Genomic DNA, 26,645 nt, shown 5'->3' on the forward strand with positions numbered 1-26,645 from the left:
GGCCCGCGAGAAATCGCGGGTCTTTCCATGTCGACAGCCGAAGCCAAAACCGTCGAAGCACGCTGTGTGCGCCTTGCCTCAAAGGCTGAAAGCGCCGCCGCGCTTGCGCCAGTCGAGGAGCGCCTGACACTCACGCGCGGTCCGAACGATGTTCTGATCGAGGTGAAAGCCGCAGCCGTCAATCCATCCGACGTCAAGGCCGCGACCGGGCTGATGCCCTATGCCGTGTTCCCCCGAACCCCTGGCCGCGACTACGCCGGCGTGGTGATCGACGGGCCGGCCGAGACAGTCGGCCGCGAGGTGTTCGGCTCGTCCGGCGATCTCGGCATCCGCCGCGACGGCACCCATGCGAGCCATCTCGTCGTCGAGGCCGATGCTGTCGTGGAGAAGCCCAAAACCGTGTCCTGGGAGGAGACCGCCGGCATCGGCGTGCCCTTCGTTACCGCGATGGAAGGCTTTCGCCGCGCCGGCGTTCCGAGGAGCGGCGAGACCGTGCTGGTGATGGGCGTCAATGGCAAGGTCGGCCAGGCCGCAGTGCAGATCGCGACCTGGCAGGGCGCGCGCGTCATCGGCGTGGTGCGCAAGGCGGAAGCCTACGAGGGGCATAGCAGCGCGCCGGTCGAGGTGATCGACGCCTCTGCCATTGACGTTGCTACACGCGTGCGCGAATTGACCGGCGGGAAGGGCGCCGACATCGTCTTCAACACGGTCGGCGATCCCTACTTCCAGGCCGCGCACAAATCACTTGCGCTTCGCGGCCGCCAGATCCTGATCGCCGCGATCGACCGCATCGTGCAGTTCAACATCCTCGAATTCTACCGCGGCCAGCACACCTATGTCGGCATCGACACGCTGGGCCTGCCGTCGGCCGCCACAGGCGCGGTACTGCGCGACCTTGGTCCGGGCCTTGCGAGCGGACATCTGAAGCCGTTTCCGATCAAGGCGAGTGCCGTCTATCCGCTCGAGCGCGCCAAGGAGGCCTATGTCGCCGTCGCCGGCTCCTCGCGCGACCGGGTCATCCTGAAGCCGTAACCCACCGTTATTGCGAGCGCAGCGAAGCAATCCAGAAAAGCATCCGCGGAGACAGGTTGGATTGCTTCGCAGCGCTCGCAATGACGCAGAGTGTCGAGAGATCTGAGAACAGCCGATGGAAGTTACCCAGATCGTCATCCTCGCCGGTCTCGTCATCGGGCTCGTCTACGGTGCTGTCGGCCTGCTCAGCGGCTTCTGCCTGATGAGCAGCATGCGCGGCTTTCTGGCGAAGGGAGACGGGCGGCTGGTGCGGAGCTATGCGTTGGCTATCGCGGTGGCGATCGCCGCCAGCCAGCTCCTTGCCGGCAACGGCATGGTCGACCTCGGCAAGTCGATCTACCTGCAGCAGTCGTTCTCGGTACCTGTGCTCTTCCTCGGCGGCCTGCTGTTCGGCTACGGCATGGTGCTGTCGAACGGCTGCGGCTCGCGGGCGCTGGTCCTGCTCGGCCGCGGCAATCTCCGTTCCTTCGTCGTCGTGATCGTGCTCGCCATTGCCGCGCAGATGACGCTGAAGGGCCTGATCGCGCCGGCGCGTATCGCCCTGGTCCAGGCCTCGCAAACGACTGTCGGCGCAAATTCGCTGCCGTCCGTGCTGATGATGCTCGGTCTCACGGAATCGCTTTCGCGCGCGCTTGCCGCCGCCGCGACGGTCGTCGCGCTGATGCTGTTCGCCTTCGCGCACCCAGCGTTTCGTCGTTCGCCGGGTCAGATCGCGGCAGGTGTCGTCGTCGGCCTGCTCGTCGCCGGCGGCTGGTACGTCACCGGCTGTCTCGGCGCAGACGACTTCAACCCCGTCCCGGTGACCTCGCTCACCTTCATTGCGCCGATCGCGGATGCGCTGCAATACGCCATGCTCTCGACCGGTCTGACGCTGAATTTCGGCATCGCGACGGTGGCCGGCGTCTTCGCCGGCAGTCTGGTGACGGCGCTCGCTACGGGCCGGTTCAAGCTCGAAGGCTATTCCTCACCGCGTCACATGCTGCGCTCAGGCAGCGGCGCGGCGCTGATGGGCATCGGCGGCGTGATGGCGTTCGGTTGCTCGATCGGGCAGGGGCTCACCGGCATCTCGACGCTTGCGCTCGGGTCGTTCGTGGCGCTCGCCGGCATCCTGCTCGGCACGACGGCGGGTCTGCGCGGTGCGCTGCGGGTTCAACCCCTCGCAGTGGCCTGACCGCGCAGCAGTCGGTCGCCGAGCGTCGCAAGGCCGATGCCGCTGACGATCAGTCCGGCCGCGATGGCAAGGCTCGCGTCGATCGGCTCGCCCAGCAGGATCGCGGCACTGGCGATGCCGACGAGCGGCGTCGCGGTGGTCCCGAGCGACGTCGTCAGCGCCGAGATGCTCTTGTTGACCATCGACATCGCCCAATAGGCCAGCACCGTCCCGATCAGGCCCGAATACAGGAACAGCGACACGAGCCGCCATGACCAGTCGACTTGCGGCAGCCCGTCGATGATCATCGCCAGTGTCGACAGCACGACCGTGGCCACGAGCACCTGCCAGAGCAGGAGCTGGAGCGGGGACGCGATCCAGCGATGCGCGCGGATATAGATGATGTTCGCGGCCCAGGAGATCGCGGCCAGGATGACCATGCCGGCGCCGAGCAAGACGCCTGCATTGGTCCAGTCGATCGAGAACGGATTCAGGATGACGGCAAGCCCGAACAGCCCGAGCAGGGCGCCGGCAAGCATCGGCGCGGTCAACGTGCCCTGTCCGAGGATGGGCGCGGCGAGTGCGACCCAGAGCGGCGTGGTGTAGCCGAGCACGACGCCCTTGCTCGCGGGCAGGAAGCGCAGGCCCGCCGCGACGAGGATCGAGAACAGCGTCATGTGCAGCAGCGCGACGCTGAGGATGACGGGTATATCGCGCCGTTCCGGGATCACCAGATTCTTGCTCAGTCCGAGGATCACGACGAGGCCGACCAGAGCGATCCAACTCCGGATCGCGGCGGTCCACAGCGGCGAGACAAATTCCACGAGTTGCTTCGTCACCGACCAGTTCACACCCCAGGCCAGCACGACGATGAGGAACAGGCCGACGGCCGCGCGGGGGGAAAGTGAGTTCATCTCGGAGTCCTTGAAGCAGTCCGGTTAGCCGGATAGCATCGCCGCTGGCACCGGAAAAAGCGCCAGATCGGAGAATAATGAGATGCCAGTTTCGGAAGAGGTGATCTCCGCTCTGATCGACTTGAAACGGACGGACGACGCCGGGCTGGTGACGCAGCTGACGGGCCAGCTTAGAGACCTGATCGCGAGCGGCCGTCTCGGGAGGGGCCGTACGCTGCCGTCGAGCCGTCGGCTCGCGAGCGATCTCGGTGTCTCCCGCAACACCGTCACTTATGCGTACGAACAGCTTGCCGCCGAGGGATATGTTGCGGCATCGCACGGCCGCCGTCCGGTGGTCACGGTCGATGGTGGCGGAGATCGTCTAGGAGCGGGTGCTGCTGTGGTGCGCGAACGCTCCGGTAAGCCGCGACTGTCGCCCTGGGCCTTGAATCTCAAGCAAACCGACTGGCCGATGTCCTATCAGGCATCACTGAGGCCGTTGCGCCCGGGGCATGGCGATTTCAGAGAGTTTCCGGACGAGGTCTGGGCGCGTTGCTTGCGCCGCAATGCCGTGCGTGCAGCCAGGCGCGAGCTCGGCCCGGTCAACCGGACGCGCCTGCGCAAGGTGCTCGCGGATTATCTGGCGACCAGCCGGGGTGTCCGGGCCGCCGCAGGCCAGATCATGATCCTGCCGAGCGCGCAGGCTGCGTTGACCTTGATTGCCGCGACCATCATCACGCCCGGCGATGAGGTCTGGGTCGAGGATCCCGGTTATCCCGGTGCTGCGGCCGCCTTCCGGGCGTCCGGCGCACGCGTGAGCGGTATCGGACTGGACGAGCAGGGTATGCAACGGATGCCGGGCCTTGCGGCGCCAAAACTGATCTTCATGACGCCCTCGCATCAGCATCCGACGGGGCGGCTGATGTCGCTGGCCCGCCGCGCCGAGTTTCTCAGCCTGAGCAGGCCCGGCAAGACCTGGATCGTGGAGGACGATTACGACGGCGAATTCCACTATGACAGCAGGCCGGTGCCGGCCTTGCAGGGACTCGATGCCCATGGCCGCGTGTTCTATGTCGGCACTTTCTCGAAGGCGATGACGCCGGATATCCGGCTCGGCTATCTCGTGGCGCCGCCGGCACTGGCCAGCACCCTGGAGATCGCGCAGCGGCATATCGGGCTGATCGCTTCGAGTCACATCCAGGAAGCACTCTCCGAGTTCATCGCCGATGGGCATTTCCTCGCACATCTGCGCCGGATGCGCCGGCTCTATCACGCGCGCCGCGATCACCTCGTCGAGGAACTGGAGCGACAGCTCGGCGGGATGCTCTCGGTCGAAGTGCCTCCTGGAGGCATCCAGCTCGTCGCCCGACTCAAGCGCGGGCGCACTGATCAGGCGGCGGTGAAGCGGCTGGTTGCGGCGGGGGTCGAGACGCGCGCCCTTTCGAGCCTGGCGGTTGGCCGGCCCCGCGATCGCGGCCTGCTGCTCGGCTTCGCGGCGTGGCGCGAGAGCGAGATCAGCGCGGCCGTGCGGACGATGGCATCGTGCTTCTAGTGCAGGCGCCTAGTCCACCGCCTTCGTCACGATGCGGATCTCCGACGTCAGTGTCCGGTGCACCGGGCACTTGTCGGCGATCTCCATCAGCTTCTTGCGTTGCTCGGCATCGAGGGCGCCGTCCATCGTGATGTCGCGCTCGATCTGGTCGAGCATGCCGTCGCGGGTCTCGCATTCTTCGCAGTCCTTTGCGTAGATCTTGGAATGCTTCAGCGTGACGGTCACGCGCTCGAGCGGCAGTGACTTGCGGTCGGCATAGAGGCGCATGGTCATGGAGGTACAGGCGCCGAGGCCGGCGAGCAGGAAGTCATACGGGCCGGGCCCCGCATCGGCGCCGCCGGCCGCGACCGGCTCGTCGGCCACCAGATGATGCGGCCCGACGGTGATGATCTGGTTGAACTTGCTCTTGCGGGTCTCCTGCACCACGACCTTTCGCGGATCCTCGGGTAGATCCATCGCTTTTGCGGGCTTTGCTGCGTCAATGTAGCGGCTCGCCCAGGCCGCGATCACGTCGGCCGCGTAAAGCGCGTCGGTGGGCTTCGTCAGCAGATGATCGGCATGATCGAGCGAGACGAAGCTCTTGGGATGCTTCGCCGCAACGAAGATCTTCGTCGCATTGTCGATGCCGACGGTGTCGTCGACAGGCGAATGCATCACCAGCAGCGCCTTGTGCAGGCCGGTGACGTCCTTCATCAGCTCGTGCTCGGCGATGTCGTCGAGGAATTCACGCCTGATCCGGAACGGACGTCCCGCAAGCGAGACTTCGACCTCGCCCTCGGCGCGGATCTTGTCGATATGCTCCTTGAACAGACCGGTGACGTGGGCGGGATCGGACGGCGCCGCGATGGCCACGACCGCCCTGGCTTCGGGGATCTGTCCTGCTGCCGCGAGGATCGCGGCACCCCCGAGGCTGTGGCCGATCAGGATCGACGGCGCCTTGCGGATGCTGCGCAGATGATCGGCCGCGCGCACGAGATCGGCGACATTGGAGGAGAACGTCGAATTGGCGAAATCGCCCTCGCTGGAGCCGAGCCCGGTGAAGTCGAACCGCAGCACCGCAATGCCTTTGGCGGCGAGCGCGACCGCGATGCGCTTGGCCGCCAGCGCGTCCTTGCCGCAGGTGAAGCAATGCGCGAACAGCGCGAACGCCGCGGCCTCGCCGTCAGGCAGCTCCAGCGCGGCCGAGAGCTGATGGCCGCCTTCTCCGGTGAATTGAAAGCGTTCGGTCGGCATGGGCTTCCCCCGTCCTTGCTAGAACTTAATCGCCCGAATAGCGTTGTTCGGCCCAGGGATCGCCGCGGTTATGATAGCCGCGGACTTCCCAGAAGCCCGGCGCGTCCTCGGTCAGGAATTCGATGGCCTGGAGCCATTTGGCGCTCTTCCAGAAATACAGATGCGGCACCACCAGCCGCACCGGGCCGCCATGCTCCTCGCTCAGGGGCTGGCCCGACCAGCTATGGGCGAGCAGCGCGTCCTCGGCGGCGAAGTCTTCCAGTGGGAGGTTGGTGGTGTAGCCGTCGTAGGAATGCAACACGACGAAGCGCGCATCCTCGCGCGGCTGACAGGCCGCGAGCAGCTCGCGCGTCGCGAGTCCCTCCCATTCATTGTCGTAGCGCGACCAAGTCGTCACGCAGTGGATATCGGAGGTGAACCGCGCCTGCTTCTGTGCGATGAACTCGTCGAAGGTCCAGAACACGGGGGTTTCGATCGCGCCGTAGACGTCGAGCCGCCAGCGCTCGCGCGAGACCGGCGGTACGACGCCCAGATCGAGCACCGGCCAGTCCTTGGTGAGGTGCTGACCGGGCGGCAGGCGCTGATCTTCCGGACGCGTGATCTTGCCGGTGAGGAACCGGCCCTCGCGCGCCCACTTCTCCTTGGTGCGCGTCAGCTTGCTGTCGGATGGCGTCTCGTCGGTCATGGCCTACTCGTGCCGATGCATTGCGGAGGCGTGCTTGGTATCGCGCATGGTTGAATAGATGATCAGCGACAGGCAGATGATGCCACTGAGATAGAAATAGAACCATTCCTCGTGCCCGATGCTTTTGAAATAGAGCGCGATCGCCGGCGCCGTGCCTCCGAAGATCGAGACCGTGATGGCATAGGGCAGGCCGACGCCGAGGGCGCGGACGTTGGTCGGGAATAATTCAGCCTTCACCACGGCGTTGATCGAGGTGTAGCCAGCAACGAACAGCCAGGCGGCGCAGATCAGGATGAACGCCATGAAGGGCGATTTCGTCTCCTTCAGCGCCATCAGCAGCGGAACGGTCGCGAGCGTGCCGGCGACGCCGAAGAAGATCAGCAGCGGCTTGCGGCCGATCTTGTCGGAGATCGCGCCGTAGATCGGCTGGAGGATGGTTGCGAAAATCAGCGTGCCGAAGATCACGAAGGTGGTCTGGTCCTCGGTCAGCCCGACCGAAAGCTTGACGAAGGTCTGCATGTAGGTGGTGAAAGTGTAGAACGCCGCGGTGCCGCCGGCGGTGAGGCCGACGACCAGCAAGAGCTCGCGCGGATAGCGCAGCAGATTGGTGATCGAGCCGGTCGTCTTCACCACCTTCCTGGCCTCTTCGAAGGCCTCGGTCTCGTGCAGGCCGCGCCGCATCACTGCGGCGAAGATCGCCAGCAGCGCGCCGATCGCGAAGGGGATGCGCCAGCCCCAGGCCTTCAGCTCTTCCGGTGTGAGGAAGACCTTTTGCAGGAGCAGCAGCACGATGATCGCGGTGAGCTGGCCTCCGATCAGCGTGACGTACTGGAAGCTAGAATAGAAACCGCGATGCTTGGGATCGGCGACTTCGCTGAGATACGTGGCGCTGGCGCCGTATTCGCCGCCGAGGCTCAGGCCCTCGATAACGCGGGCGAGCGCGAGGATCACCGGCGCGGCGAAGCCGATCGTGGCATAGGTCGGCGTCAGCGCGATGATCAGCGAGCCGAAGCACATGAAGACGACGGACAGGGTCAGCGAGATGCGCCGGCCGAAATGGTCGGCGAGATAGCCGAAGAACCAGCCGCCCAGGGGCCGCATCAGGAAGGTCGCCGCGAACACGACGGCGACATTCAATTGCTGCACGACAGGGTCGTTGCCGGGAAAGAAGGCGGGAGCGAAATAGAGCGCGAATGCCGTATAGGCGTAGAAATCGTACCACTCGACGAGGTTGCCGATGGAGCCGATGAAGATCGCCTTGATCCGCCGCTCGGCGTCGGCGACGTCAAAAGTCTCGGAGGCCGGTTGGATTGCTTGCTCTGTCACGTCCGGCCTTCCGCTTCCTTTTGTCTGGGGAAGGCCTACATCGCCTTTCCCAGCAAAAATGGCAACTGTCGGGGGCCTCTCACCGTGCCCTGTGACCAGGTCACGGTGCCTGCCGGATCGAGGCGGAAGTCCGGAATCCGCTTCAGCCATTCCTCCAGCGCAACCTGCATCTCCATTCGCGCAAGGTTGGAACCGACGCACCGATGAATGCCGAGGCCGAAGGCAGCGTGGCGGTTCTCGCGGCGGTCGATCACGACTTTGTCAGCGTTCGGAAACATCTTGGGGTCGCGATTGGCGGCCGGGAAGGACAACAGCACCATGTTGCCGGGCTTCACCGGACAACCCGAGACCGTGGTTTCCTTGACCACCTCGCGCGCCATCGTCACCGGCGAATAGGCGCGCAGCAGCTCCTCGACCGCGGTCGGGATCAGCCCGGGCTCGGCGATCAGCCGCGCGCGGTCGGCCGGCGTCTTCGCAAGATGCCAGAGCGAGGAGCCGATTGCGCTCCATGTGGTGTCGATGCCAGCGATCAGAAGCAGGCGCAGCGAGCCCAGCACATGGGAGTCTTCGAGCGGATTGCCTTGCTTGTCCCTGGCGTTCATCAGATAGGAGATCAGGTCGTCGCTGGGCTTGTTCTTGCGCGTTTCGATGTGGCCGCTGAAATAGGCGGTCATCTCCTGCACGGCCTGGAGCAGCTTGCTCTCGTCCTTGATGCCGAGCTCGAGGATCATGTGAATCCAGTTGATGAAAAGGTCGCTGTCGCTCTCGGGAATGCCGAGCATGTGCGCGATCGCCCGAACCGGGATGTATTTGCTGTAACGTGCGGCGGCGTCGACCTTGCCGTCGGCGATAAACTCGTCGATCAGTTCGTTGCAGATGGCACGAACCCGCGGTTCGAGCTTCTTCATCGCGTCCGGCGTGAAAGGCGGCAGCAGCAATTGCTTGGCCGGCTTGTGCTCGGGCGGGTCCGAGGTGATCGGCGGCGCCGCGTTCCTCGCGACTTCGGGGCGCACATCGCGGACGATGATGCGGCGTGAGGAGAAGTGCTGGGTGTCGTTGGCGATCTCGCGCACGGCTTCATAGGTCGTCGGCAGGTAGCAGCCGAGGAAGCGTTCCGTGTGCACCACGGGACTCGCGGCGCGCAGCTCGTCCCAGATCGGGAACGGGTCCTCCGTCCATTGCGGATCGGTGTGGTCGAAATCATGGATCCAGTCGGTCACGGGTGGATGGGCGGTGGGCTGGTTGACGTCGGTCATGGCAGGGAATCCCTCGGCTCGTGTTCGCTGAAAGCGCAGGTGGCCGCGCTACTCCTCGGTCACATCGATTGCGATTTCCGGGCAGTTGGCTTTCGCAAGCCAGGCCTTGTCCTCGAGCCCCGGCGGGACGGTGCCGTCGCCGGCTTCGTGCGCATTGCCATATTCGTCGAGCTCGAAAAGCTCCGGCGCGAGGGCCTTGCAGCGGGCGTGGCCCTGGCATTTCTCCGGATCGACGTGAACCCTTAGTCGCTCTGACATTGCGGCTTCCTCGGTCGTGTGCGCGCGGGGCCCGAAGCGGCGCGTTCCTCATCTGGGATTGTTCTAAGTTATATCCTATTACATTCGCGGCGGGCTTCCCCTGTCAAGCGCAAACTCATAGGCTTCTACTCAACATGCGTTCACAATTCGCTCGCAAATCCGAGAAGACCTATCACCATGGCGATCTCCGCGACGCCTTGATCAAGGCCGCATTGCGCGAAGCGGAACGGGGCGGCGCCGAGGCGATCAGCATCAAGGCGCTTGCCAGGCAGCTCGGTGTCTCGCAGCCAGCGCCATACCGGCATTTCGCCGACCGCGAGGCGCTGCTCGCGGCGGTCACGGCGGAGGCGTTCCGGCAACTCACAGCGGTTCTGCGCGAGGCGATGGCGGAGCCGTCGAAGCAATCGAAGCTCTCGCGACTCGCGCAAGCGACGCTCGATTTCGGTCTGCGCCGTAACGGTATCTACCGCTTGATGTTCGCCTCGCGCACCGTGTCCTGCGCGGCCAAGGGCAGCGAGCTGCACGAGGCGACGCGGGAGACCTTTGCGCTCGTGATCGAGGCGCTGGAGGCCCCGGCAGTCGGCTACTTGCGCGAGCGGCAGGCGCTCAAGATCTGGGCCGCGCTGCATGGGGTGGTGATGCTGGCCGAGCAGGGCCTGTTCACCGGCGAGGCGGCGCATGCCACGCGTGAGGAATTGGTCGAGGATTTCGTCAATGAGACGAAGGCTGCGCTCGCGGTCGCGATCAAGGATGCGCGGCGCCGGACAAAGGCCGGCGCCTAAGCCTTGGCCTTCAGCAGCCTCATCAGCTTGTCGACGGCACTGTCCGGCGTCGTCACGACCGGGCGGCCGGTGGCCTCTGCAACCAGCGGCGCAGTCGCGGCGATGCTGAATTGCGCGAGCGCGATGACGTCGCAGTCGCGCAAATCGCGAGATGCTTCCGCGATCAGCCGGTCGTGCGTGGCGCGGTCGCCGCGATCGAGCGCGGCCAGCGCGCCCTCGGCCAGTTTCGGCACGATCTGGACGGAGGTAGGGAACTCGGGCGGCATCGAGGCCAGCGTCGGCGGAAAGCTCGAGAGCAGGCCGATGCGCTCACCCATGGTTACGGCACGTTCGATCATGGCCTCGTTCGGCTTCAGCACCGGCATCGAAGCATGTGCGCGCGCGACCGCCTCGATGCAGGGGCCGAACGCGGAACAAGTGAACAAAATTCCATCCGCCGCCGTCGCCGCTGCGTAATCGCCCAGCGCGAGGAAGCGCTCGGTCATGGCCTCGGTGAGCGCGCCGTCGCGCGCCAGATCCGCAGACAGGCTGTCGTCGAGCAGGTTCATCAGCCGCGCCTCAGGCCACGCCGTCGCGAACGCCGCCTCGATCGGCGCGATGGAGTGCTTGAGGGCGTGGATGAGGGCGATGCGAGGCGGCGTCGTCATCAGGTATATGTCAGTTCTTCACTTTCGGATCGATCGGGGTCGTGCCGCGCAGGTCCAGAATATCCTCCAGCACCTTCGCGCCGGCGATCACCTGTGCGTCGGCCCGCGGTGCGCCGACGACTTGCACGCCGACCGGCAGGCCCGACGCCGTGAAGCCGCACGGCAGCGAGAGCGCGGGACAGCAGGCGAGCGTGATGGCGTAGACGATGCCGAGCCACTCGACGTAATTGTCGAATCTCTTGCCGGCGCATTCGGCGACATAGCGGTGTTCGATCGGGAAGGGCGGCACGATCGTCGTCGGCACCAGCAGGAGATCGTAGGACTTGAAGAACTCGACCGCCCGCGCAGTCATGCCGACGCGCTGCGCCTCGGCGCGCGCGAGCTGATCGACCGTGAGCTTGAGGCCTTCCTCGATGTTCCAGATCACCTCGGGCTTGAGCATGTCGCGCTTGGTGCGCAGCAGGTTGGCCTTGGTGATCGCGAAATCGAACGCGCGCAGCACGTGAAAGCATTCATGCGCCTCGCGCCAGTCCGGATGCGCCTCCTCCACGATCGCGCCGGTCTCCGCGAAGCGCTCCGCGGCTTTGCGCGTGATCGCCTTCACTTCTGGATCGACCGGCGTGATGCCGAGGTCGGGTGAATAGGCGACGCGCTTCGGCTTCTTGCCTGCCTGTGCCGCCGAAAGGAACGAGGTCGTCGGCGCGGGCAGCGACAGCGGATCGTCCGCATAGTCGCCGCTCATGGCGTCCAGCAGCAGCGCGAGATCCTCGACGTTGCGCGCCATCGGGCCGACCACGCCGAGATTGCGATCGATACCTGACTTCGGGGTATGCGCGACGCGGCCGATGCTCGGCCGCATGCCGACGACGCCGCAGAAAGCCGCCGGGTTGCGCAAGGACCCGCCCATGTCGGAGCCCTGCGCGAGCCAGGCCATGCCGGTTGCGAGCGCCACGGCCGCCCCGCCGGAGGAGCCCGCGGCCGATTTCGTCGTATCCCAGGGATTGAGGGTCGCACCGAACACCTCGTTGAAGGTGTTGGCGCCGGCGCCGAATTCCGGCGTGTTGGATTTGGCGTAGACCACCGCGCCGTTCGCCTCGAGGTTCTCGACCATGAGGTCGGACTGCGCGGGGATGTTGTCCTTGAAAATCGGCGAGCCCTGCGTGTTCAACACGCCCGCGACGTCGGTGAGATCCTTGATCGGCACCGGCAGCCCTGCGAGCAGCCCGCGCGCCCCGGCCGGCTTCTGCATCAGCGCCTTGGCGCTATCCCGTGCGCGATCGAAGCACAGTATCGGCAGCGCGTTCACCTTGCCGTCGACCTCACCGATGCGCTTCTCCAGCACATCCAGGAGCTCGAGTGGCGAGACGTCGCCGGAGCGCAGCTTGTCGACGACGGCGCATGCGGTTTCGCGGATCAGGTCTTGAGACAATTAGTTTACTCCTACCTCTTGATTGTCATTCCGAGGGCGGCCGAAGGGCGAACCCGGAATCTCGATGTTCCGGGTTCGATGCTTTGCATCGTCCCGGAACGACGTGAGCAATTAACCCCACCCGGCGCTGATGCCGCCGTCGACCGTGTAGATCACGCCCGACGTGTAGCCAGAGCGATCCGACGCCAGGAACGCCATGAGGTCGCCGATCTCGCGTGCATGCGCTGGCCGGCCGAGCGGCAGGCTCTTCTGGAATTCCTTGTAGCGGCTCTCGTCGCCGAACTGGTGCTTGGCCCGCGTCTTGAGCAGGGTGACGTGGCGATCGGTGCCGACGGGACCGGGATTGATGCCGACGACGCGGATGTTGTCGGCGAGGCTCTTGCCGCCGAGCGCGCGTGTGAACGCCATCAGCGCGGCGTTGCCGGCGCTGCCGCAGATGTAGTTGGCGTCGAATTTTTCGCCGGCCGCGCCGATGTCATTGACGATGACGCCGCCGCCCCTGGCCTTCATCTGCGCATAGATATGCCGCGTCAGGTTGATGTAGCCGAACACTTTCAATTCCCAGGCGTGCCGCCAGATCGCCTCGTCGATCTTGTCGATCGAGCCGCCGGGGATATCGCCGGCATTGTTGACGAGCACGTCGATGTCGGCGGCTTCTTTCGCCAGCCGCGCCACGTCCTCCTCCTTGCGCAGATCGACGATGCTCGTTGCGGCGTCGATCTGGTGTGCGGAGCGCAGCCGGTCGGCCAGCGCCTTCAGCGCCTCGCCACTGCGGGCGGCGAGCAGGAGATGCGCGCCTTCCTCGGCAAACGCCTCGGCGGCGGCTGCGCCAATGCCCTTGGACGCGCCGGTGATCAGGACGCGCTTGCCACGCAGATGCAGATCCATGGGAGTACTCGCGGGATAGGAACAGGATCAAATCAGTAGGCGCTCGGCCGCGCCATGGTCAACATTGCAGTGCAGCGTTGCACCATCAGCGACTTTGGTCCATTGCAGTGCGGTCAAAACGCGGCGGCTGCCGGACCAACCAAGGACGTTCTCGATGAGCAAGAAACAATACCGGATCGCGGTCATTCCCGGCGACGGCATCGGCAAGGAAGTCATGCCGGAGGGCCTGCGCGTTCTGGAGGCTGCGGCGAAGAAGCACGACGTCTCCGTGCATTTCGACCATTTCGACTTCTCGTCTTACGACTATTACGAGAAGCACGGCCAGATGATGCCTGATGACTGGAAGGAGAAGATCGGCAAGCACGATGCGATCTATTTCGGCGCGGTCGGCTGGCCGGCCAAGATCCCGGATCACGTCTCGCTGTGGGGCTCGCTGATCAAGTTCCGCCGCGAGTTCGACCAGTACGTGAACCTTCGTCCGGTGCGCCTGATGCCCGGCGTGCCGTCGCCGCTGGCGGGCCGCAAGCCCGGCGATATCGACTTCTGGGTGGTGCGCGAGAACACGGAAGGAGAATATTCCTCCGTCGGCGGCCGCATGTTCCCCGATACCGACCGCGAGTTCGTGACGCAGCAGACGGTGATGACCCGCACCGGCGTCGACCGTATCCTGAAATTCGCCTTCGAACTCGCGCAGTCGCGGCCGAAGAAGCACCTGACCTCGGCGACCAAGTCCAACGGCATCTCGATCACCATGCCCTATTGGGATGAGCGCGTGGAGGCGATGGCCAAGAAGTTTCCGGGCGTGAAGTGGGACAAGTACCACATCGACATCCTGACGGCGAACTTCGTGCTGCATCCGGACTGGTTCGACGTCGTGGTCGGCTCGAACCTGTTCGGCGACATCCTCTCCGATCTCGGGCCGGCCTGCACCGGCACGATCGGCATTGCTCCGTCCGGCAACATCAACCCCGAGGGCGATTTCCCCTCGGTGTTCGAGCCGGTGCACGGCTCGGCGCCCGATATCGCAGGCCAGGGCATCGCCAACCCGATCGGCATGATCTGGTCGGGCGCCATGATGTTCGAGCATCTCGGCGAGAAGGAAGCAGGAAAATCGATCGTCGACGCAATCGAACGCACGCTGGCCGAACGCACGTTGCGGACGAAGGATCTCGGCGGCAATGCCGATACGACCGCCTGTGGCAAGGCGGTTGCGGATATGGTGGATTGACGGGCGACTTTCCCTCTCCCCTTGTGGGAGAGGGCGGCTCGCCGCGGAGCGGCGAGACGGGTGAGGGGTCTGCCTCCGCGGAGACAGACCTCCATCACTGCACGATTGCTCGCGGTGAAAACCCCTCATCCGGCGCTTCGCGCCACCTTCTCCCACAAGGGGAGAAGGAAGGAAGTATTGCGCGTCGAGCCGTTCAGCCCACGATCTTCTCGATCGCCGCCTGGTCCAGCCCGAACTTCTTCCCGGCCTCGAGAATCTCCTGCCAGGTGGTCGGGTCGACCGGAATGCCTTCGGCGAGGCGCTTCTTCTTGGTCTCGCGCTCTGGCTCGCCCGCGATCTTGACCTTGTCAACGCCGGGGCCGGGCGGCGAGGCCGTGTGCCAGGCCACGAAGCTCTCGACTTCGCGCGCGAGGTTCTCGCCGGTGCCGAGCTTGCCCGGGTCGATGACGATCGAGAGCATGCCGTTGAGGACGTTGTGCTTGCCGTCGGACGGGCCCTTGACCACCTGCCCGCCTGAGAGCGCGCCGCCGAGGATTTCGCACACCAGCGCGAGCCCCGAGCCCTTATGCTCGCCGAACGGCAGGATGGCGCCGTACGGCGGGATCACGGTGTAGCGCGGACTGACGGTGGGTTTGCCTTCATTGTCGATGATGGTACCGGGCTCGAGTTCGACGCCCTTGTTGTGGGCCACGCGGGTCTTGCCTTGTGCGATCCTGCTGGTGGCGAAGTCGAGCACGATCGGCTCCTTGCCCCTGCGCGGGATGCCGACGCAGAACGGGTTGGTGCCGTGGCGAGCATCGCTGCCGCCCCAGGGCGCCACGATCGGCCGCGAGATCACGTTGACGAAATGGATCGAGACCAGCCCATGGTCGATGCACTGCTCGGCCCAGTGACCGATGCGGCCGATGTGATGCGCGTTGGAAAGGCCGACGAGGCACACGCCGTTGCGCTTGGCGCGCTCGGCCGCCAGCTCCATCGCTTCATGGCCGATCACCTGGCCATAGCCCGTGAGGCCGTCGAGGGTGAGAAGCGGACCGGTGTCGAGCACGATCTTGACGTGCTGGTTCACGGCGAGGCCGCCATTGGTGACGCTCTGGACATAGCGTGGGATCATGCCGACGCCGTGGGAGTCATGTCCCTTGAGATTGGCCTCGACGAGATTGGTGGACACGAGCTCGGCCTCGCGGTCCGAGGAGCCGCCGGCCTTGACGATGGCGCGGACGGCGCTGGTGAGCGCTTCGGCCTGGATGGTGCGATAGTCAGCCATTTGTTGTGCTCTTATCCCTTCACGATCCGGCGGCAGTGGACCCAGGCCGCTTCAATCAGGTTCTCACTCGCCTCCGGCGTGCGGAAGGCGGAATGCGCCGACAGCGTCACGTTCGGCAGTTTCGTCAGCGGATGATCGCCGGAGAGCGGCTCCGTGTTGAAGACGTCGAGGCCGGCATGGCGGATGTGGCCGGACTTCAGCGCGTCGATCATGGCGGCTTCGTCGACGATCGCAGCGCGGGCAGTATTGACGAGGATGACACCACGTTTCATCGCGAAGATCTTGTCGCGCGTGATCATGCCGCGGGTTTCGTCGTTGAGCAGCAGATGCAGCGACACGACGTCGCTCTTCGCCAGCACCGTATCGAGATCGGTGAATTCGACACCGGGATAGCTCTTCGGCGAGCGATTCCAGGCGATCACCTTCATGCCGCCTCCCGTGGCAATGCGCGCAACTTCCGCGGCGATGCCGCCGAACCCGATCAGGCCGAGCGTCTTGCCGGTGAGCTGCATGCCGTCCTCGCGCAGCCAGTTGCCGGCCCGCATCTCGCGGTCCATCATCGCGATGACGCGGGCGGAGGCCCACATCAGCGCGATCGCGCATTCGGCCACCGCCGTGTCGCCATATCCCTTGATCAGATGCACGGAAATGCCGAGCTCGGCGAGCTCCTCCGGGTTCATGTAGCTGCGCGCGCCGGTGCCGAGGAACACGACGTGCTTCAGCCCCGTGCATTTCCTCGCCACTTCGGTGGGAAGCGCGGTGTGGTCCACAATCGCGATCTCGGCGCCGTCGAGGATTTCCGGGTATTGCTCGGGCTTGATGTCGGGGTCCCTGTGGATCAGCACCTTGGGATCCCCGGGTTTCTCCAGCCGCTCCATGATCACGGCGAGGGCTTCATTGGCGTCGACGAAAACTCCGCGCATGGCTCTCTCCGATCAGGACGCGACGCCGGCAATCGCCAGCACGGTGTGCATGAGCACGTTGGTGCCCGCAGCGCAGTCGGTCTGCGTGGCGTCCTCCAGCTCGTTGTGACTGATGCCATCCTTGCAGGGTACGAACACCATCGCCGCCGGCATGACGGTGTTGAGGTTGCAGGCATCATGGCCGGCGCCGGAGGTGATGCGGCGAGAGGAGTAGCCCAGCGTCTTCGCGGCGTTCTCGACCGCCGCGATCAGCTTCGGATCGAAATGCGTCGGCGGCTTGCGCCAGACGAGATCGATCTTGACCTCGACCTTGCGGCGCGCGGCGATCTCGGCGATCGCCGCACGCAGATCGCGATCGAGCGCATCCACGATGGCGCCATCGGCACTGCGGCAGTCCATGGTGAAGGCGATCTCGCCGGGAATGACGTTACGCGAGGGATTGGCGATCACGGCCTCGCCGATGGTGCCGACGGCGTTCGGTCCGTGCTTCTTCGCAATCGACTCCATCGCCAGCACGATTTCGGACAAGGTCGCCAGCGCATCGCGCCGCAGCGGCATCGGCGTGGAGCCCGCATGGCTCTCGAACCCAGAAATCTTGCCGTCATACCAGAGCACGCCCTGGCCGGAATCGACCACGCCGATGGTCTTGGCTTCCGCTTCCAGAATGGGACCCTGCTCGATGTGCAGTTCGACGAAGCATCCGAGCTTCTGGAAGCCGACCGGTTTGTCGCCGCGATAGCCGATGCCGTCGAGCGCCTGACCGACGGTGATGCCTTCGGCGTCTTTGCGCGACAGAATGTCGTCGGTGGTGAAGTCGCCGACATAGGCGGCGGAGGCCATCATCGCAGGTGCGAAGCGCGATCCTTCCTCGTTGGTCCAGTTGACGACGCAGATCGGAGCCTCGGTCTCGATGCCGGCGTCGTTCAGCGTCCGGATCACCTCCAGCGCGCCGAGCGTCCCCAGGATGCCGTCATATTTGCCGCCGGTCGGCTGGGTATCGAGATGCGAGCCGATGCCGACGGGCAGCTTCGACATGTCGCGGCCCTTGCGCAGGCCGAACTGTGATCCGAGCGCGTCGACGTGGACGTCCAGTCCGGCATCCTCGCAGGCCTTGCGGAACCAGTCGCGCACCTGCTTGTCTTCCGCGCTCAGTGTCAGCCGCCGCACGCCGCCCTTGGCGGTCGCGCCGAACTGTGCGGTCTCGTGGATGGAGCCCCAGAGGCGGGCGGAATCGATTTGCAGATTGGTGGCGGCTCGGCTCATGCGGTCAGTCTCTCAGTTGTCATTCCGGGGCGGCTCGAAGAGCCGAACCCGGAATCTCGAGATTCCGGGTCTGGTGCTGCGCACCATCCCGGAATGACGTTGAAGGTTGTCCGGCGCTGTTTCAATGACGCGCCTGCGCGGGCGCGTCAACCGCGAGGCTGCTCTGCGCAATCTGCCTTGCCAGCTCGGCGACGCGCTCCACGGCGACGACGTCGGGCGAGGCGAGCCAGCTCGCCGTGAAGGTCAGCGGCGCGATGGCGAGATCGGTGTCGAGCAGTTGCAGCCGTCCGTCGGCGAGCTCGTTCTCGACGATGGCGTCGGGGATCACGGCGATGCCGAGTCCCTCGACCGCCATGTGGATGACGGTCGCCAGCGAGGCAGAGGCATGCAGGCGGATCGGCGGCAGCTCCGGCCGGTCGAACACCTCGCGCACGACCTCGTAGGGCTTGGTCTTGCGCGGGAAGGTGATGATCGGAAACCGCGCGAGCTCCGCCGGCGTCACCGGCCCCTTGCCGAGCCCGAGCGAGGGGCTTGCGAGGAATCCGATCGGATAATCGGCGAGCACACGATTGTGCACGCCGGAAGCCGACAGCGGCCCGACGACGAAGGCGAGCTCGATTTCCTGCGCGAGCAGGCGCGCGGTGAGGTTCGGCGTGATGTCGACCTCGATCTCCAGCGACAGGTTCGGATAGACCTGGTTCACGCTTTTCACGAGACGAGGCAGCCAGGTGTGCACGATGGTCTCGGCGACACCGAGGCGCATCACGCCGCGCATCGCCGACCGGTCGCCGATCTCCGCCATCATCGCGGCACGCAGACCGATCAGCTTCTCGGCGTAGACCATCATCTGCCGGCCGCTCGGTGTCGGCGAGGCGATGCGATGATCGCGATTCAGGAGCTTCACGCCCATCTCGCGCTCGAGCTGTGCAATGCGCTGCGAGATCGCCGGCTGGGTGGTGTTGAGCCGCTGTGCGGCGCCACGGAAGCTGCCGAGCTTCACAACCCAGAGGAACGTCTCGATCGACCTGAAGTCCAGCATTGGAAGGATGTTCCCGTCGATAAATTGGATTTATCGACATTGATTAGAAACGACGATTAGACTTTATAGCACGCTTGGTGTTGGCTTGTCTTTGTCGAGTTTATAGGCAGGTCGATCACATGACTGTTTTGGTGGCAGCGCAGCAAACTGAGACGCCCGACGCCCTTCCGAGCCGCAAGGCCCGGCTCGCCTATCGCGAGGGGCTGGTCGCCTCCACCGCCGGCGTCGCTTCGGGTTTTGTCCAGGGCAATCTGGCGATCCTGCCGGCGGACTATGCCGGCGCCTTTCACCGCTTCTGCCAGCTCAATCCCAAGCCGTGCCCGATCATCGGCATGTCCGACGTCGGCAGCCCGCACATCCCGTCCCTCGGCGCCGATCTCGACATCCGCACCGACGTGCCGCGCTACCGCGTCTGGCGCGACGGCGAGGTCGTGGACGAGCCGACCGACGTGAAGAGCTATTGGCGCGACGACCTCGTCACCTTCGTGCTCGGCTGCTCGTTCTCGTTCGAGGAGGCGCTGCTCGAGGAGGGCATGCCGATCCGCCACATCGAAAAGAACGTGCGCGTGCCGATGTACCGCACCAACATCGCCTGCGGCGAGGCCGGGCCGTTCGCCGGTCCGATGGTCGTGTCGATGCGCCCGTTCAAGCCGGCCGATGCGATCCGCGCGGTGCAGATCACCTCGCGCTATCCCGCCGTGCACGGCGCACCCGTGCATCTCGGCCATCCGCATCTGATCGGCATCAAGGACATTGCCAAGCCCGACTACGGCGATCCGGTGCCGGTCGCCGCCGACGAGATTCCGGTGTTCTGGGCCTGCGGGGTGACGCCGCAATCGGTGATCAACGCCGCGAAACTCCCGTTCGCGATCACGCATTCGCCCGGCCTCATGCTGGTGACGGATCTGAAGAACAGAAACATGGCCGTGATTTAGTAGGCAGCGCCTGCTGCTTCTTCAAGGCTTTACCGCATCCATCAATCGCTTCATTCGATCAGCCGAAATTCAGTAACAGGGGACTTTGCCATGACGATCACTCGCCGCGACGTGTTGTTGGGAGCCACCGCCACTGCCGCTCTCGTGCCGCTGGCAGCGCGTGCACAGACCTCGGAAGTCGTGATCGGCGTGATCTATCCGTTCTCCGGCGGCAGCGCGCAGCAGGGCGTCGACGCGCAGAAAGCCTATGAGACTGCGCTCGAAGTCATCAATAAAAACGCCGATTTCGACCTGCCGCTGGCGAAAGGCGAAGGCCTGCCGGGCCTCGGCGGCGCGAAGATCCGTCTCGTGTTCGCCGATCACCAGGCCGATCCGCAGAAGGGCCGCGCCGAGGCCGAGCGCCTGATCACGCAGGAGAAGGTCTGTGCCATCATCGGCACCTACCAGAGCGCCGTCGCCGTCACCGTCAGCCAGATCTGCGAACGCTATCAGGTCCCGTTCGTGTCCGCCGACAATTCCTCGCCCAGCTTGCATCGCCGCGGCCTGAAATATTACTTCCGCGCCGCGCCGCATGACGAGATGTACTCGGCCGCGATGTTCGACTTCTTCGATGCCATGAAGAAGAAGGGCACCAAGATCGAGACGCTGTCGCTGTTCCACGAGGACACCATCTTCGGCACCGACTCCGGCAATGCCCAGACCAAGATCGCCGGCGAGCGCGGCTACAAGATCGTCACCGACATCAAGTATCGCGCCAACTCGCCCTCGCTCTCGGCCGAGGTGCAGCAGCTCAAGACCGCCAATGCCGACGTGCTGATGCCGTCGAGCTACACCACCGACGGCATTCTCCTGGTCAAGACCATGGCCGAGCTTGGCTACAAGCCGAATGCGATCGTGGCGCAGGACGCCGGCTTCTCCGAGAAGGCGCTCTATGATGCCGTCGGCGACAAGCTCGAAGGCGTGATCTCGCGCGGCACCTTCTCGCTCGACCTCGCGCAGAAGCGTCCGATGGTCGGCAAGATCAACGACATGTTCAAGGCGAAGTCGGGCAAGGATTTCAACGATCTCACCTCGCGCCAGTTCATGGGCCTGATCATTCTCGCCGACGCCATCAACCGCGCCAAGTCGACCGACGGCGAGAAGATCCGCGACGCGCTTGCCGCGACCGACATCCCGGGCGATCAGACCATCATGCCCTGGAAGCGCGTCAAGTTCGACGAGATGGGCCAGAACAACGACGCCGACCCGGTGCTGCTGCAATATGTCGGCGGCAAGTTCGTCACCATCTTCCCGCCGCAGGCCGCGATCGCCGAGGCGATCTGGCCGATGAAGTAAGAGTGGGAAGCGGGAGCTCAGATGTAGCTCCCGCCCTCATCCTGAGGAGCGGGCGTAGCCCGCGTCTCGAAGGACGAGGGCTGGGCCATCCTTCGAGACGCGCGCTGGTGCGCGCTCCTCAGGATGAGGATCTATTTCGGGGGACAGACTTTTGACAGCCCAAGCCATAATCCAAAGTCTCGCGAGCGGCCTCCTCATGGGCCTGCTCTACGGACTGATCGCGGTCGGCCTCGCGCTGATCTTCGGCCTGATGGACGTCACGAACTTCGCCCATGGCGAGTTCCTGATGCTCGCGATGTACCTGTCCTTCTTTCTGTTCGCGTTCTTCGCCATCGACCCCTTGCTGTCGGCGCCCTTGGTCGCCGCGGCGCTGTTCGTTTTCGGAGCAGTGATCTACCTGCTCATTGTACGCTTCGCCATGCGGGCCAAGGCCAATGCCGGCATGGTGCAGATCTTCACCACCTTCGGCCTTGCCATCGTCATGCGCGGCCTCGCGCAATACTTCTTCACGCCGGACTATCGCAGCATTCCGCAGTCCTGGCTCGGCGGCAAGACCATCTCGATCGGCGGCATCTTCCTGCCGGAGCCGCAGCTGGTCGGTGCGCTGGTGTCGATTGCGGCCTTCGCCGGTCTCTACTTCTTCATCCACCGCACCGATTTCGGCCGCGCGATCGAAGCCACCCGCGAAGATCCCGGTGCGGTGGCTCTCGTCGGCATCGACAAGAACCGCGTGTTCGCGTTCGGCTGGGGCCTCGGCGCTGCGCTGGTCGGTCTCGCCGGCGCGATCATGGCGGTGTTCTTCTACATCTATCCCGATGTCGGCGCGTCCTTCGCGCTGATCGCCTATGTCACGGTGGCGCTGGGCGGCTTCGGCAGCGTGTTCGGGGCCTTCGCCGGCGGCATCATCGTCGGTCTCGTCGAGGCGGTCACGGCCTTGGTGCTGCCGCCGTCGCTGAAATCGGTCGGCATCTACGCCGTCTATCTGCTCGTCGTCTTCATCCGGCCACGCGGCCTGTTCGGGTCGATGTGATGGACAAGAACTTTGCAACGCGGCGCCGCCGCGACCTCATCATCGCCGCAGGACTGGCCGGGATCGCCGCACTGGCGCCGCTGTTCGTCAAGGACGTCTACGTCCAGAACATCCTGATCCTGACGCTGATGTACGCAGCGCTGTCGCAGAGCTGGAACATCCTGTCCGGCTATTGCGGACAGATCTCGCTCGGACACGCGCTCTATTTCGGCATCGGCGCCTACACCACCGAGCTGCTGTTCACCAAGTTCGGCGTGCTGCCCTGGTTCGGCATGCTCGGCGGCGGCGTGATTGCTGCGTTGATCGCGATGGGGCTCGGCTATCCCTTCTTCCGCCTGCGCGGCCATTACTTCGTGATCGCGACCATCGTCATCGCCGAGATCGGTCTGCTGCTGTTCCAGAACTGGGAATGGGCGGGAGCCGCGATGGGCATCACCATTCCGATCCGCGGCGACAGCTGGCTGAAATTCCAGTTCCTGCGCACCAAGCTGCCGTATTTCTATTTCGCGCTGGGCCTGTGCTGCCTCGCCTGGTTCGTCACCTGGTGGCTGGAAGATTCCAAATGGGGCTTCTGGTGGCGCGCGGTGAAGGACAATCCCGAAGCGGCCGAAAGCCTCGGCGTCGTCGTGTTCAATTCCAAGATGGGCGCGGCCGCCGTCTCGGCCTTCCTCGTCGCCATCGGCGGTGCCTTCTACGCGCAGTTTCTCGCCTATATCGATCCTGAAAGTGTCATGGGCTTCCAGTTCTCGCTGCTGATGGCGTTGCCGGCCGTGCTCGGCGGCATCGGCACCCTCTGGGGCCCGGTGTTGGGGGCCGCCATCCTGATCCCGATGACGGAGCTGACCCGCTCCTATATCGGCGGCTCCGGGCGCGGCGTCGATCTCATCGTCTACGGCACGCTGATCGTGCTGATCTCGCTGGCCCTGCCGCAAGGTCTGGTGAGTCTGTTCTCCCGTTCGAAAGCAAAGGGAGCAACGCGATGACGGCGCTCCTTGAAACCCGCGGCGTCTGGCAGCGCTTTGGCGGCCTCATCGCCAACAGCGACGTGTCGATCTCGGTCGGCCGCGGCGAGATCGTCGGCCTGATCGGCCCGAACGGCGCCGGCAAGTCGACCCTGTTCAATCTCATCGCGGGCGTGCTGCCGCCGACCCAAGGCTCGATTCTATTCGACGGCGAGGATGTCACCCGCATGCCGGCGGCCGAGCGCTGTCAGCGCGGGATCGGCCGGACCTTCCAGGTCGTCAAGAGCTTCGAGACCATGACGGTCATCGACAACGTCATCGTCGGTGCGCTCGTACGCAACACCGTGATGCGCGAGGCGCGCCGCAAGGCGCACGAGGTGCTGGAGTTCACCGGTCTTGCCGCGCGCGCCGACGTGCTCGCCAGCGACCTCGTGCCGGCCGAGAAGCGCCGTCTCGAAGTTGCCCGTGCGCTCGCGACCGAACCGAAGCTGCTGCTGCTCGACGAAGTCCTCACCGGGCTCACGCCGACCGAGGCGCAGACCGGCGTTGCCTTGGTGCGCAAGGTGCGCGATGCCGGCATCACCGTCTTGATGGTCGAGCATGTCATGGAGATCGTGATGCCCTTGGTCGACCGTGCCATCGTGCTCGACCTCGGCAAGGTGCTGGTCGAGGGCAAGCCCGCCGACGTCGTCCGCGATCCCAAGGTGATCAGCGCATATCTGGGAGATCGTCATGCTGTCGGTGCGTGAAGTCACGACGGCCTATCAGGGCCTGGTCGCGATCTCCGCGGTCTCGATCGAGGTCCAGAAGGGCGAGATCGTCTGCGTCGCCGGGGCCAACGGCGCGGGCAAGTCGACGCTGCTGAAATCCATCGCCGGTGCCGAGCGTCCGCGCTCGGGCACGGTGACGTTCGACGGCAAGCGCATCGACGGCATGGCGCAGCACCACATCACCGCCGCCGGCATCGCCTATGTGCCGGAAAACCGCCGCCTGTTTCCACGGCTGTCGGTGCGCGACAATCTTCGCCTCGGCAGCTACCTCTACCGTGGCGAAGCCAACCGCGAAGAGCCGCTCGATCTCGTCTTCAAGCTGTTCCCGCGTCTTCAGGAACGTTTGGAGCAGCGCGCCGAGACGCTCTCCGGCGGCGAGCAGCAAATGCTCGCGATCGGCCGCGCGCTGATGACACGTCCGCGGCTTCTGATGCTGGACGAGCCGTCGCAGGGCATCATGCCGAAGCTCGTGGACGAGATCTTCCAGGCGGTGAAGCGCATCCGCGACGCCGGCATGACCGTGCTGATCGTCGAGCAGCGTATGGCCGAGTGCCTGGAGATCGCCGACCGCGCCTACATCCTGCAAACCGGCCGCGTGCTGATGCAGGGCGCCGCAAGCGAAATCAAGGGCAATCCGGACGTGCGGAAGGCGTATCTGGGGCTCTAAGCCGAGTCAGAGATCAAATTAGGCAACAATGCGCTCGGAGCCATCAAGTCTGCCTCGTCTTCGTGGACAAGGAGTCTGCCTCCCAGAATGAAGCCTTTCCATCCTCGTCCCGAAAGCGCGTAGACGTTGAGGCCTTGCTCGAGCAGATCGATGGGATTGCTCGGGAAACCCTGCAGGTAGCCATGGTCAACTTGCCTAATTTCGATCCCCTCGAACCAAGATCGAATCTCCATCGCACGCACGTCGAGGATCAGCACGTCGAGCCGAGTAGGGTAATTGTCCGTCTTGCCACTCCTGAGCAGCAGTGGCCCATGGCTGGCCGCGTAGCTCATCAAGGAAAACTTCCTCTCTGACTTGAAGTGAGCATGGTTGCTTTGCATCGTGCCTACTTGTGATCGTGGTGCTCCGGCAGCGTCACCCCAAACACCTTCACCAGATCGTTCACCTGCTCCGGCGACAAGTACCGCGGGTTCATCCCGCGCAGCAACAGGTACAGCTTCGCCGTCTCCTCCAGCTCCTCGGTCGCGAACACGGCGGCCTCCAGCGTGTCGCCCGCAACCACCGGGCCGTGATTGGCGAGCAGCACGGATGAATATTTTCCCGCCAGTCCCTTGATCGCATCCGCAACCGCGGGATCGCCCGGGCGGTAATAGGGCACGAGCGCGGTGGCGCCGCATTTCATCAGGTAGTAGGCCGTCATCGGCGGCAGCGCGGCGCGCGGGTCGATCTCGGGCAGCATCGACAGCGCGACCGAATGGGTCGAGTGCAGGTGCACGATCGCCCGCGCACTCCCACGCGTCTCGTAGAGCGCATTGTGCAGCGGAACTTCCTTGGTCGGCGCGTCGCCCGACAGCAGCCGGCCCTGATCGTCCAGCCGCGACAGCTTTGCGGGATCAAGAAAGCCGAGCGAGGCGTTGGTCGGCGTCACCAGCCAGCCGCCATCGTCCAACTTGACGCTGATATTGCCGGAGGAGCCCGGCGTCAGCCCGCGCTCGAGCAGGGAGCGTCCGAAGCGGCAGATATCCTCACGCAGCAATGTTTCGTTGCTCATGGCCGTCATGCCTGCTTGTCTCACGCTTTGGCAGCGCGGCCAAGCCGTGATATCGGTTTCGCTGAGCCGCCGCAAAGGCGGACCATCCGGGAAACGTTCGCAAGGGTCAGTTGCATGTCCTCTACGTCACCAAATCAGCGCATCGCCGTCGTCGGCCTCGGCTCGATGGGATACGGCATGGCGAGCTCGCTGAAGCGCGCCGGCCACACCGTGACCGGCTGCGATGTCTCGGCTGACGCGGTGGCGCGCTTCGTGAACGATGGCGGCGCGGGGGCAAGGACTCCGGCCGAAGCGGCCAGGGAGGCCGATATCGTCGTCAGCGTTGTCGTCAATGCCGCGCAGACGGAGGCGATCCTGTTCGGCAAGGATGGGGCCGCCGAGACCATGCCGAACGACAGCGTCTTCGTATCCTCCGCCACCATGGACCCGGACGTGGCGCGGCGCCTTGCCAAGCAGCTCGAGGAGAGCGGCCGGCATTATCTGGATGCGCCGATCTCCGGCGGGGCGCAGCGCGCAGCGCAAGGCGAGCTGACGATCCTCGCCTCCGGCAGTCCCGCCGCTTTTGCGAAGGCGCGGCCCGCGCTCGATGCCATGGCCGCAAAGCTCTACGAGCTCGGCGATGCCGCCGGGCAGGGCGCTGCGTTCAAGATGATCAACCAATTGCTCGCCGGCGTGCACATCGCCGCCGCCAGCGAAGCCATGGCGTTCGCGGCCAAGCAGGGCCTCGACATCCGCAAGGTCTACGAGGTGATCACGGCGTCCGCCGGCAATTCCTGGATGTTCGAGAATCGCATGCCGCACGTGCTCGACGGCGATTACACGCCGCGCAGCGCGGTCGAGATCTTCGTCAAGGACCTCGGCATCATTCAGGACATGGCACGCACCGCCCGCTTCCCTGTGCCGGTTTCCGCCGCCGCGCTCCAGATGTTCCTGATGACGTCGGCCGCCGGCATGGGCCGCGACGATGATGCCTCAGTGGCGCGCATGTATGCGCAGGTCACCGGCGTCAAGCTGCCCGGCGACAAATAAGCAAGAGGAACTCCA

27 protein-coding genes are annotated in these 26,645 nt (G+C 64.9%); 12 read left to right on the forward strand and 15 right to left on the reverse strand.

Annotated features, from left to right (window positions below; translation table 11 throughout):
- Positions 1 to 27 precede the first annotated feature (27 nt).
- The gene (locus H1B27_RS18935; RefSeq protein WP_197967083.1) at positions 28 to 1,032 is read left to right on the forward strand and encodes a quinone oxidoreductase family protein; all 1,005 of its coding nucleotides are present in this window, start codon (positions 28 to 30) and stop codon (positions 1,030 to 1,032) included.
- Between the two features lie 115 nt (positions 1,033 to 1,147).
- Positions 1,148 to 2,203 carry a YeeE/YedE family protein gene (locus H1B27_RS18940; RefSeq protein WP_197967084.1) on the forward strand — a complete coding sequence of 352 codons (1,056 nt, stop codon included), beginning with the start codon at positions 1,148 to 1,150 and terminating at the stop codon, positions 2,201 to 2,203.
- On the opposite strand, the gene H1B27_RS18945 is transcribed toward H1B27_RS18940, so the two are convergent.
- A complete protein-coding gene (locus H1B27_RS18945) occupies positions 2,182 to 3,096 on the reverse strand; it encodes a DMT family transporter (protein ID WP_061878656.1) in 915 nt (304 codons plus the stop codon). The two genes, H1B27_RS18940 and H1B27_RS18945, sit on opposite strands and share 22 nt — an antisense overlap.
- Before the next feature lie 82 nt (positions 3,097 to 3,178).
- On the opposite strand from H1B27_RS18945, the gene pdxR reads away from it, so the two are divergent.
- A complete protein-coding gene (gene pdxR / locus H1B27_RS18950; RefSeq protein ID WP_061878166.1) occupies positions 3,179 to 4,627 on the forward strand; it encodes a MocR-like pyridoxine biosynthesis transcription factor PdxR in 1,449 nt (482 codons plus the stop codon).
- Between the two features lie 9 nt (positions 4,628 to 4,636).
- On the opposite strand, the gene H1B27_RS18955 is transcribed toward pdxR, so the two are convergent.
- Genes H1B27_RS18955 through H1B27_RS18975 form a run of 5 tightly spaced genes read right to left on the reverse strand, consistent with a single transcriptional unit; the run spans position 4,637 to position 9,385 of the window.
- Positions 4,637 to 5,860: a bifunctional alpha/beta hydrolase/OsmC family protein gene (locus tag H1B27_RS18955; protein WP_197967085.1), complete on the reverse strand. Its 1,224-nt coding sequence runs from the start codon at positions 5,858 to 5,860 to the stop codon at positions 4,637 to 4,639.
- 25 nt (positions 5,861 to 5,885) lie between these two features.
- The gene (locus H1B27_RS18960; RefSeq protein WP_028178372.1) at positions 5,886 to 6,545 is read right to left on the reverse strand and encodes a sulfite oxidase-like oxidoreductase; all 660 of its coding nucleotides are present in this window, start codon (positions 6,543 to 6,545) and stop codon (positions 5,886 to 5,888) included.
- 3 nt (positions 6,546 to 6,548) lie between these two features.
- On the reverse strand, positions 6,549 to 7,871 hold the full coding sequence (locus tag H1B27_RS18965) for an MFS transporter (protein ID WP_197967086.1): 1,323 nt from the start codon (positions 7,869 to 7,871) through the stop codon (positions 6,549 to 6,551).
- Positions 7,872 to 7,906: 35 nt separating this feature from the next.
- Positions 7,907 to 9,127, reverse strand: coding sequence for a cytochrome P450 (locus tag H1B27_RS18970; protein ID WP_197967087.1), 1,221 nt, complete (start codon positions 9,125 to 9,127; stop codon positions 7,907 to 7,909).
- Positions 9,128 to 9,175: 48 nt separating this feature from the next.
- Entirely contained in the window at positions 9,176 to 9,385 is a 210-nt protein-coding gene (locus tag H1B27_RS18975; protein WP_197967088.1) for a ferredoxin, read from the reverse strand.
- 134 nt (positions 9,386 to 9,519) lie between these two features.
- Here H1B27_RS18975 and H1B27_RS18980 point away from each other — a divergent pair, with 134 nt between their 5' ends.
- Complete coding sequence (locus H1B27_RS18980) at positions 9,520 to 10,167, forward strand: TetR/AcrR family transcriptional regulator (protein WP_061878162.1); 648 nt, start codon at positions 9,520 to 9,522, stop codon at positions 10,165 to 10,167.
- Here the strand turns inward: H1B27_RS18980 and H1B27_RS18985 are convergent.
- From H1B27_RS18985 to H1B27_RS18995, 3 genes are all read right to left on the reverse strand, one after another.
- A complete protein-coding gene (locus H1B27_RS18985) occupies positions 10,164 to 10,814 on the reverse strand; it encodes an aspartate/glutamate racemase family protein (RefSeq protein WP_197967089.1) in 651 nt (216 codons plus the stop codon). The genes H1B27_RS18980 and H1B27_RS18985 overlap by 4 nt on opposite strands.
- A gap of 10 nt (positions 10,815 to 10,824) precedes the next feature.
- Positions 10,825 to 12,243, reverse strand: a complete 1,419-nt coding sequence (locus H1B27_RS18990) for an amidase (RefSeq protein ID WP_061878160.1) — start codon at positions 12,241 to 12,243, stop codon at positions 10,825 to 10,827.
- 111 nt (positions 12,244 to 12,354) lie between these two features.
- Positions 12,355 to 13,131 (reverse strand): SDR family oxidoreductase, encoded by a 777-nt coding sequence (locus tag H1B27_RS18995; protein WP_197967090.1) that lies wholly within the window; start codon positions 13,129 to 13,131, stop codon positions 12,355 to 12,357.
- A 154-nt stretch (positions 13,132 to 13,285) separates the two neighbouring features.
- On the opposite strand from H1B27_RS18995, the gene H1B27_RS19000 reads away from it, so the two are divergent.
- Positions 13,286 to 14,359: a tartrate dehydrogenase gene (locus tag H1B27_RS19000; RefSeq protein ID WP_197967091.1), complete on the forward strand. Its 1,074-nt coding sequence runs from the start codon at positions 13,286 to 13,288 to the stop codon at positions 14,357 to 14,359.
- A 193-nt stretch (positions 14,360 to 14,552) separates the two neighbouring features.
- Here the strand turns inward: H1B27_RS19000 and H1B27_RS19005 are convergent, their stop codons facing one another.
- The 4 genes from H1B27_RS19005 to H1B27_RS19020 form a co-directional block, all read right to left on the reverse strand.
- Positions 14,553 to 15,626: a malate/lactate/ureidoglycolate dehydrogenase gene (locus H1B27_RS19005; RefSeq protein ID WP_197967092.1), complete on the reverse strand. Its 1,074-nt coding sequence runs from the start codon at positions 15,624 to 15,626 to the stop codon at positions 14,553 to 14,555.
- 11 nt (positions 15,627 to 15,637) lie between these two features.
- Positions 15,638 to 16,549 carry an NAD(P)-dependent oxidoreductase gene (locus H1B27_RS19010; protein WP_197967093.1) on the reverse strand — a complete coding sequence of 304 codons (912 nt, stop codon included), beginning with the start codon at positions 16,547 to 16,549 and terminating at the stop codon, positions 15,638 to 15,640.
- A gap of 12 nt (positions 16,550 to 16,561) precedes the next feature.
- Entirely contained in the window at positions 16,562 to 17,812 is a 1,251-nt protein-coding gene (locus H1B27_RS19015) for a Zn-dependent hydrolase (protein WP_197967094.1), read from the reverse strand.
- A 121-nt stretch (positions 17,813 to 17,933) separates the two neighbouring features.
- A complete protein-coding gene (locus H1B27_RS19020) occupies positions 17,934 to 18,851 on the reverse strand; it encodes a LysR family transcriptional regulator (RefSeq protein WP_061878154.1) in 918 nt (305 codons plus the stop codon).
- A gap of 119 nt (positions 18,852 to 18,970) precedes the next feature.
- Between H1B27_RS19020 and H1B27_RS19025 the strand changes: the two genes are divergently transcribed.
- From H1B27_RS19025 to H1B27_RS19050, 6 genes are all read left to right on the forward strand, one after another.
- On the forward strand, positions 18,971 to 19,786 hold the full coding sequence (locus tag H1B27_RS19025) for a putative hydro-lyase (protein WP_197967095.1): 816 nt from the start codon (positions 18,971 to 18,973) through the stop codon (positions 19,784 to 19,786).
- A gap of 90 nt (positions 19,787 to 19,876) precedes the next feature.
- On the forward strand, positions 19,877 to 21,121 hold the full coding sequence (locus H1B27_RS19030) for an ABC transporter substrate-binding protein (RefSeq protein ID WP_197967096.1): 1,245 nt from the start codon (positions 19,877 to 19,879) through the stop codon (positions 21,119 to 21,121).
- 196 nt (positions 21,122 to 21,317) lie between these two features.
- Positions 21,318 to 22,151: a branched-chain amino acid ABC transporter permease gene (locus tag H1B27_RS19035; RefSeq protein ID WP_245524680.1), complete on the forward strand. Its 834-nt coding sequence runs from the start codon at positions 21,318 to 21,320 to the stop codon at positions 22,149 to 22,151.
- Positions 22,151 to 23,134, forward strand: coding sequence for a branched-chain amino acid ABC transporter permease (locus H1B27_RS19040; protein WP_197967097.1), 984 nt, complete (start codon positions 22,151 to 22,153; stop codon positions 23,132 to 23,134). The genes H1B27_RS19035 and H1B27_RS19040 overlap by 1 nt, the downstream gene beginning before the upstream one ends.
- On the forward strand, positions 23,131 to 23,862 hold the full coding sequence (locus tag H1B27_RS19045; RefSeq protein WP_194388663.1) for an ABC transporter ATP-binding protein: 732 nt from the start codon (positions 23,131 to 23,133) through the stop codon (positions 23,860 to 23,862). Before H1B27_RS19040 ends, H1B27_RS19045 begins: the two co-directional genes overlap by 4 nt.
- Positions 23,846 to 24,550 carry an ABC transporter ATP-binding protein gene (locus H1B27_RS19050; protein WP_158668161.1) on the forward strand — a complete coding sequence of 235 codons (705 nt, stop codon included), beginning with the start codon at positions 23,846 to 23,848 and terminating at the stop codon, positions 24,548 to 24,550. The genes H1B27_RS19045 and H1B27_RS19050 overlap by 17 nt, the downstream gene beginning before the upstream one ends.
- On the opposite strand, the gene H1B27_RS19055 is transcribed toward H1B27_RS19050, so the two are convergent.
- Positions 24,547 to 24,882 (reverse strand): hypothetical protein, encoded by a 336-nt coding sequence (locus tag H1B27_RS19055; RefSeq protein ID WP_197967098.1) that lies wholly within the window; start codon positions 24,880 to 24,882, stop codon positions 24,547 to 24,549. The two genes, H1B27_RS19050 and H1B27_RS19055, sit on opposite strands and share 4 nt — an antisense overlap.
- 53 nt (positions 24,883 to 24,935) lie before the next feature.
- Complete coding sequence (gene otnC / locus H1B27_RS19060; protein ID WP_197967099.1) at positions 24,936 to 25,610, reverse strand: 3-oxo-tetronate 4-phosphate decarboxylase; 675 nt, start codon at positions 25,608 to 25,610, stop codon at positions 24,936 to 24,938.
- Positions 25,611 to 25,628: 18 nt separating this feature from the next.
- Between otnC and ltnD the strand changes: the two genes are divergently transcribed.
- Positions 25,629 to 26,630: an L-threonate dehydrogenase gene (gene ltnD / locus H1B27_RS19065; protein WP_283817014.1), complete on the forward strand. Its 1,002-nt coding sequence runs from the start codon at positions 25,629 to 25,631 to the stop codon at positions 26,628 to 26,630.
- Positions 26,631 to 26,645 lie beyond the last annotated feature (15 nt).

Source organism: Bradyrhizobium diversitatis (assembly GCF_016031635.1).
GTDB lineage: Bacteria > Pseudomonadota > Alphaproteobacteria > Rhizobiales > Xanthobacteraceae > Bradyrhizobium > Bradyrhizobium diversitatis.

Excerpts from the sequence above, each read along its gene's own strand:
- H1B27_RS19045 (WP_194388663.1), top strand. The coding sequence starts at position 23,131 with ATGACGGCGCTCCTTGAAACCCGCGGCGTCTGGCAGCGCTTTGGCGGC.
- H1B27_RS18935 (WP_197967083.1), top strand. The coding sequence starts at position 28 with ATGTCGACAGCCGAAGCCAAAACCGTCGAAGCACGCTGTGTGCGCCTT.
- H1B27_RS19015 (WP_197967094.1), bottom strand. The coding sequence starts at position 17,812 with ATGAGCCGAGCCGCCACCAATCTGCAAATCGATTCCGCCCGCCTCTGG.
- H1B27_RS19030 (WP_197967096.1), top strand. The coding sequence starts at position 19,877 with ATGACGATCACTCGCCGCGACGTGTTGTTGGGAGCCACCGCCACTGCC.
- H1B27_RS19050 (WP_158668161.1), top strand. The coding sequence starts at position 23,846 with ATGCTGTCGGTGCGTGAAGTCACGACGGCCTATCAGGGCCTGGTCGCG.
- H1B27_RS19040 (WP_197967097.1), top strand. The coding sequence starts at position 22,151 with ATGGACAAGAACTTTGCAACGCGGCGCCGCCGCGACCTCATCATCGCC.
- H1B27_RS18980 (WP_061878162.1), top strand. The coding sequence starts at position 9,520 with ATGCGTTCACAATTCGCTCGCAAATCCGAGAAGACCTATCACCATGGC.
- H1B27_RS19005 (WP_197967092.1), bottom strand. The coding sequence starts at position 15,626 with ATGGCTGACTATCGCACCATCCAGGCCGAAGCGCTCACCAGCGCCGTC.
- H1B27_RS18975 (WP_197967088.1), bottom strand. The coding sequence starts at position 9,385 with ATGTCAGAGCGACTAAGGGTTCACGTCGATCCGGAGAAATGCCAGGGC.
- H1B27_RS19055 (WP_197967098.1), bottom strand. The coding sequence starts at position 24,882 with ATGAGCTACGCGGCCAGCCATGGGCCACTGCTGCTCAGGAGTGGCAAG.
- H1B27_RS19020 (WP_061878154.1), bottom strand. The coding sequence starts at position 18,851 with ATGCTGGACTTCAGGTCGATCGAGACGTTCCTCTGGGTTGTGAAGCTC.
- H1B27_RS19035 (WP_245524680.1), top strand. The coding sequence starts at position 21,318 with ATGGGCCTGCTCTACGGACTGATCGCGGTCGGCCTCGCGCTGATCTTC.
- H1B27_RS18945 (WP_061878656.1), bottom strand. The coding sequence starts at position 3,096 with ATGAACTCACTTTCCCCCCGCGCGGCCGTCGGCCTGTTCCTCATCGTC.
- H1B27_RS18970 (WP_197967087.1), bottom strand. The coding sequence starts at position 9,127 with ATGACCGACGTCAACCAGCCCACCGCCCATCCACCCGTGACCGACTGG.
- H1B27_RS18955 (WP_197967085.1), bottom strand. The coding sequence starts at position 5,860 with ATGCCGACCGAACGCTTTCAATTCACCGGAGAAGGCGGCCATCAGCTC.
- otnC (WP_197967099.1), bottom strand. The coding sequence starts at position 25,610 with ATGACGGCCATGAGCAACGAAACATTGCTGCGTGAGGATATCTGCCGC.
- pdxR (WP_061878166.1), top strand. The coding sequence starts at position 3,179 with ATGCCAGTTTCGGAAGAGGTGATCTCCGCTCTGATCGACTTGAAACGG.
- H1B27_RS19025 (WP_197967095.1), top strand. The coding sequence starts at position 18,971 with ATGACTGTTTTGGTGGCAGCGCAGCAAACTGAGACGCCCGACGCCCTT.
- H1B27_RS18985 (WP_197967089.1), bottom strand. The coding sequence starts at position 10,814 with ATGACGACGCCGCCTCGCATCGCCCTCATCCACGCCCTCAAGCACTCC.
- H1B27_RS18960 (WP_028178372.1), bottom strand. The coding sequence starts at position 6,545 with ATGACCGACGAGACGCCATCCGACAGCAAGCTGACGCGCACCAAGGAG.
- H1B27_RS18995 (WP_197967090.1), bottom strand. The coding sequence starts at position 13,131 with ATGGATCTGCATCTGCGTGGCAAGCGCGTCCTGATCACCGGCGCGTCC.
- H1B27_RS19010 (WP_197967093.1), bottom strand. The coding sequence starts at position 16,549 with ATGCGCGGAGTTTTCGTCGACGCCAATGAAGCCCTCGCCGTGATCATG.
- H1B27_RS19000 (WP_197967091.1), top strand. The coding sequence starts at position 13,286 with ATGAGCAAGAAACAATACCGGATCGCGGTCATTCCCGGCGACGGCATC.
- H1B27_RS18940 (WP_197967084.1), top strand. The coding sequence starts at position 1,148 with ATGGAAGTTACCCAGATCGTCATCCTCGCCGGTCTCGTCATCGGGCTC.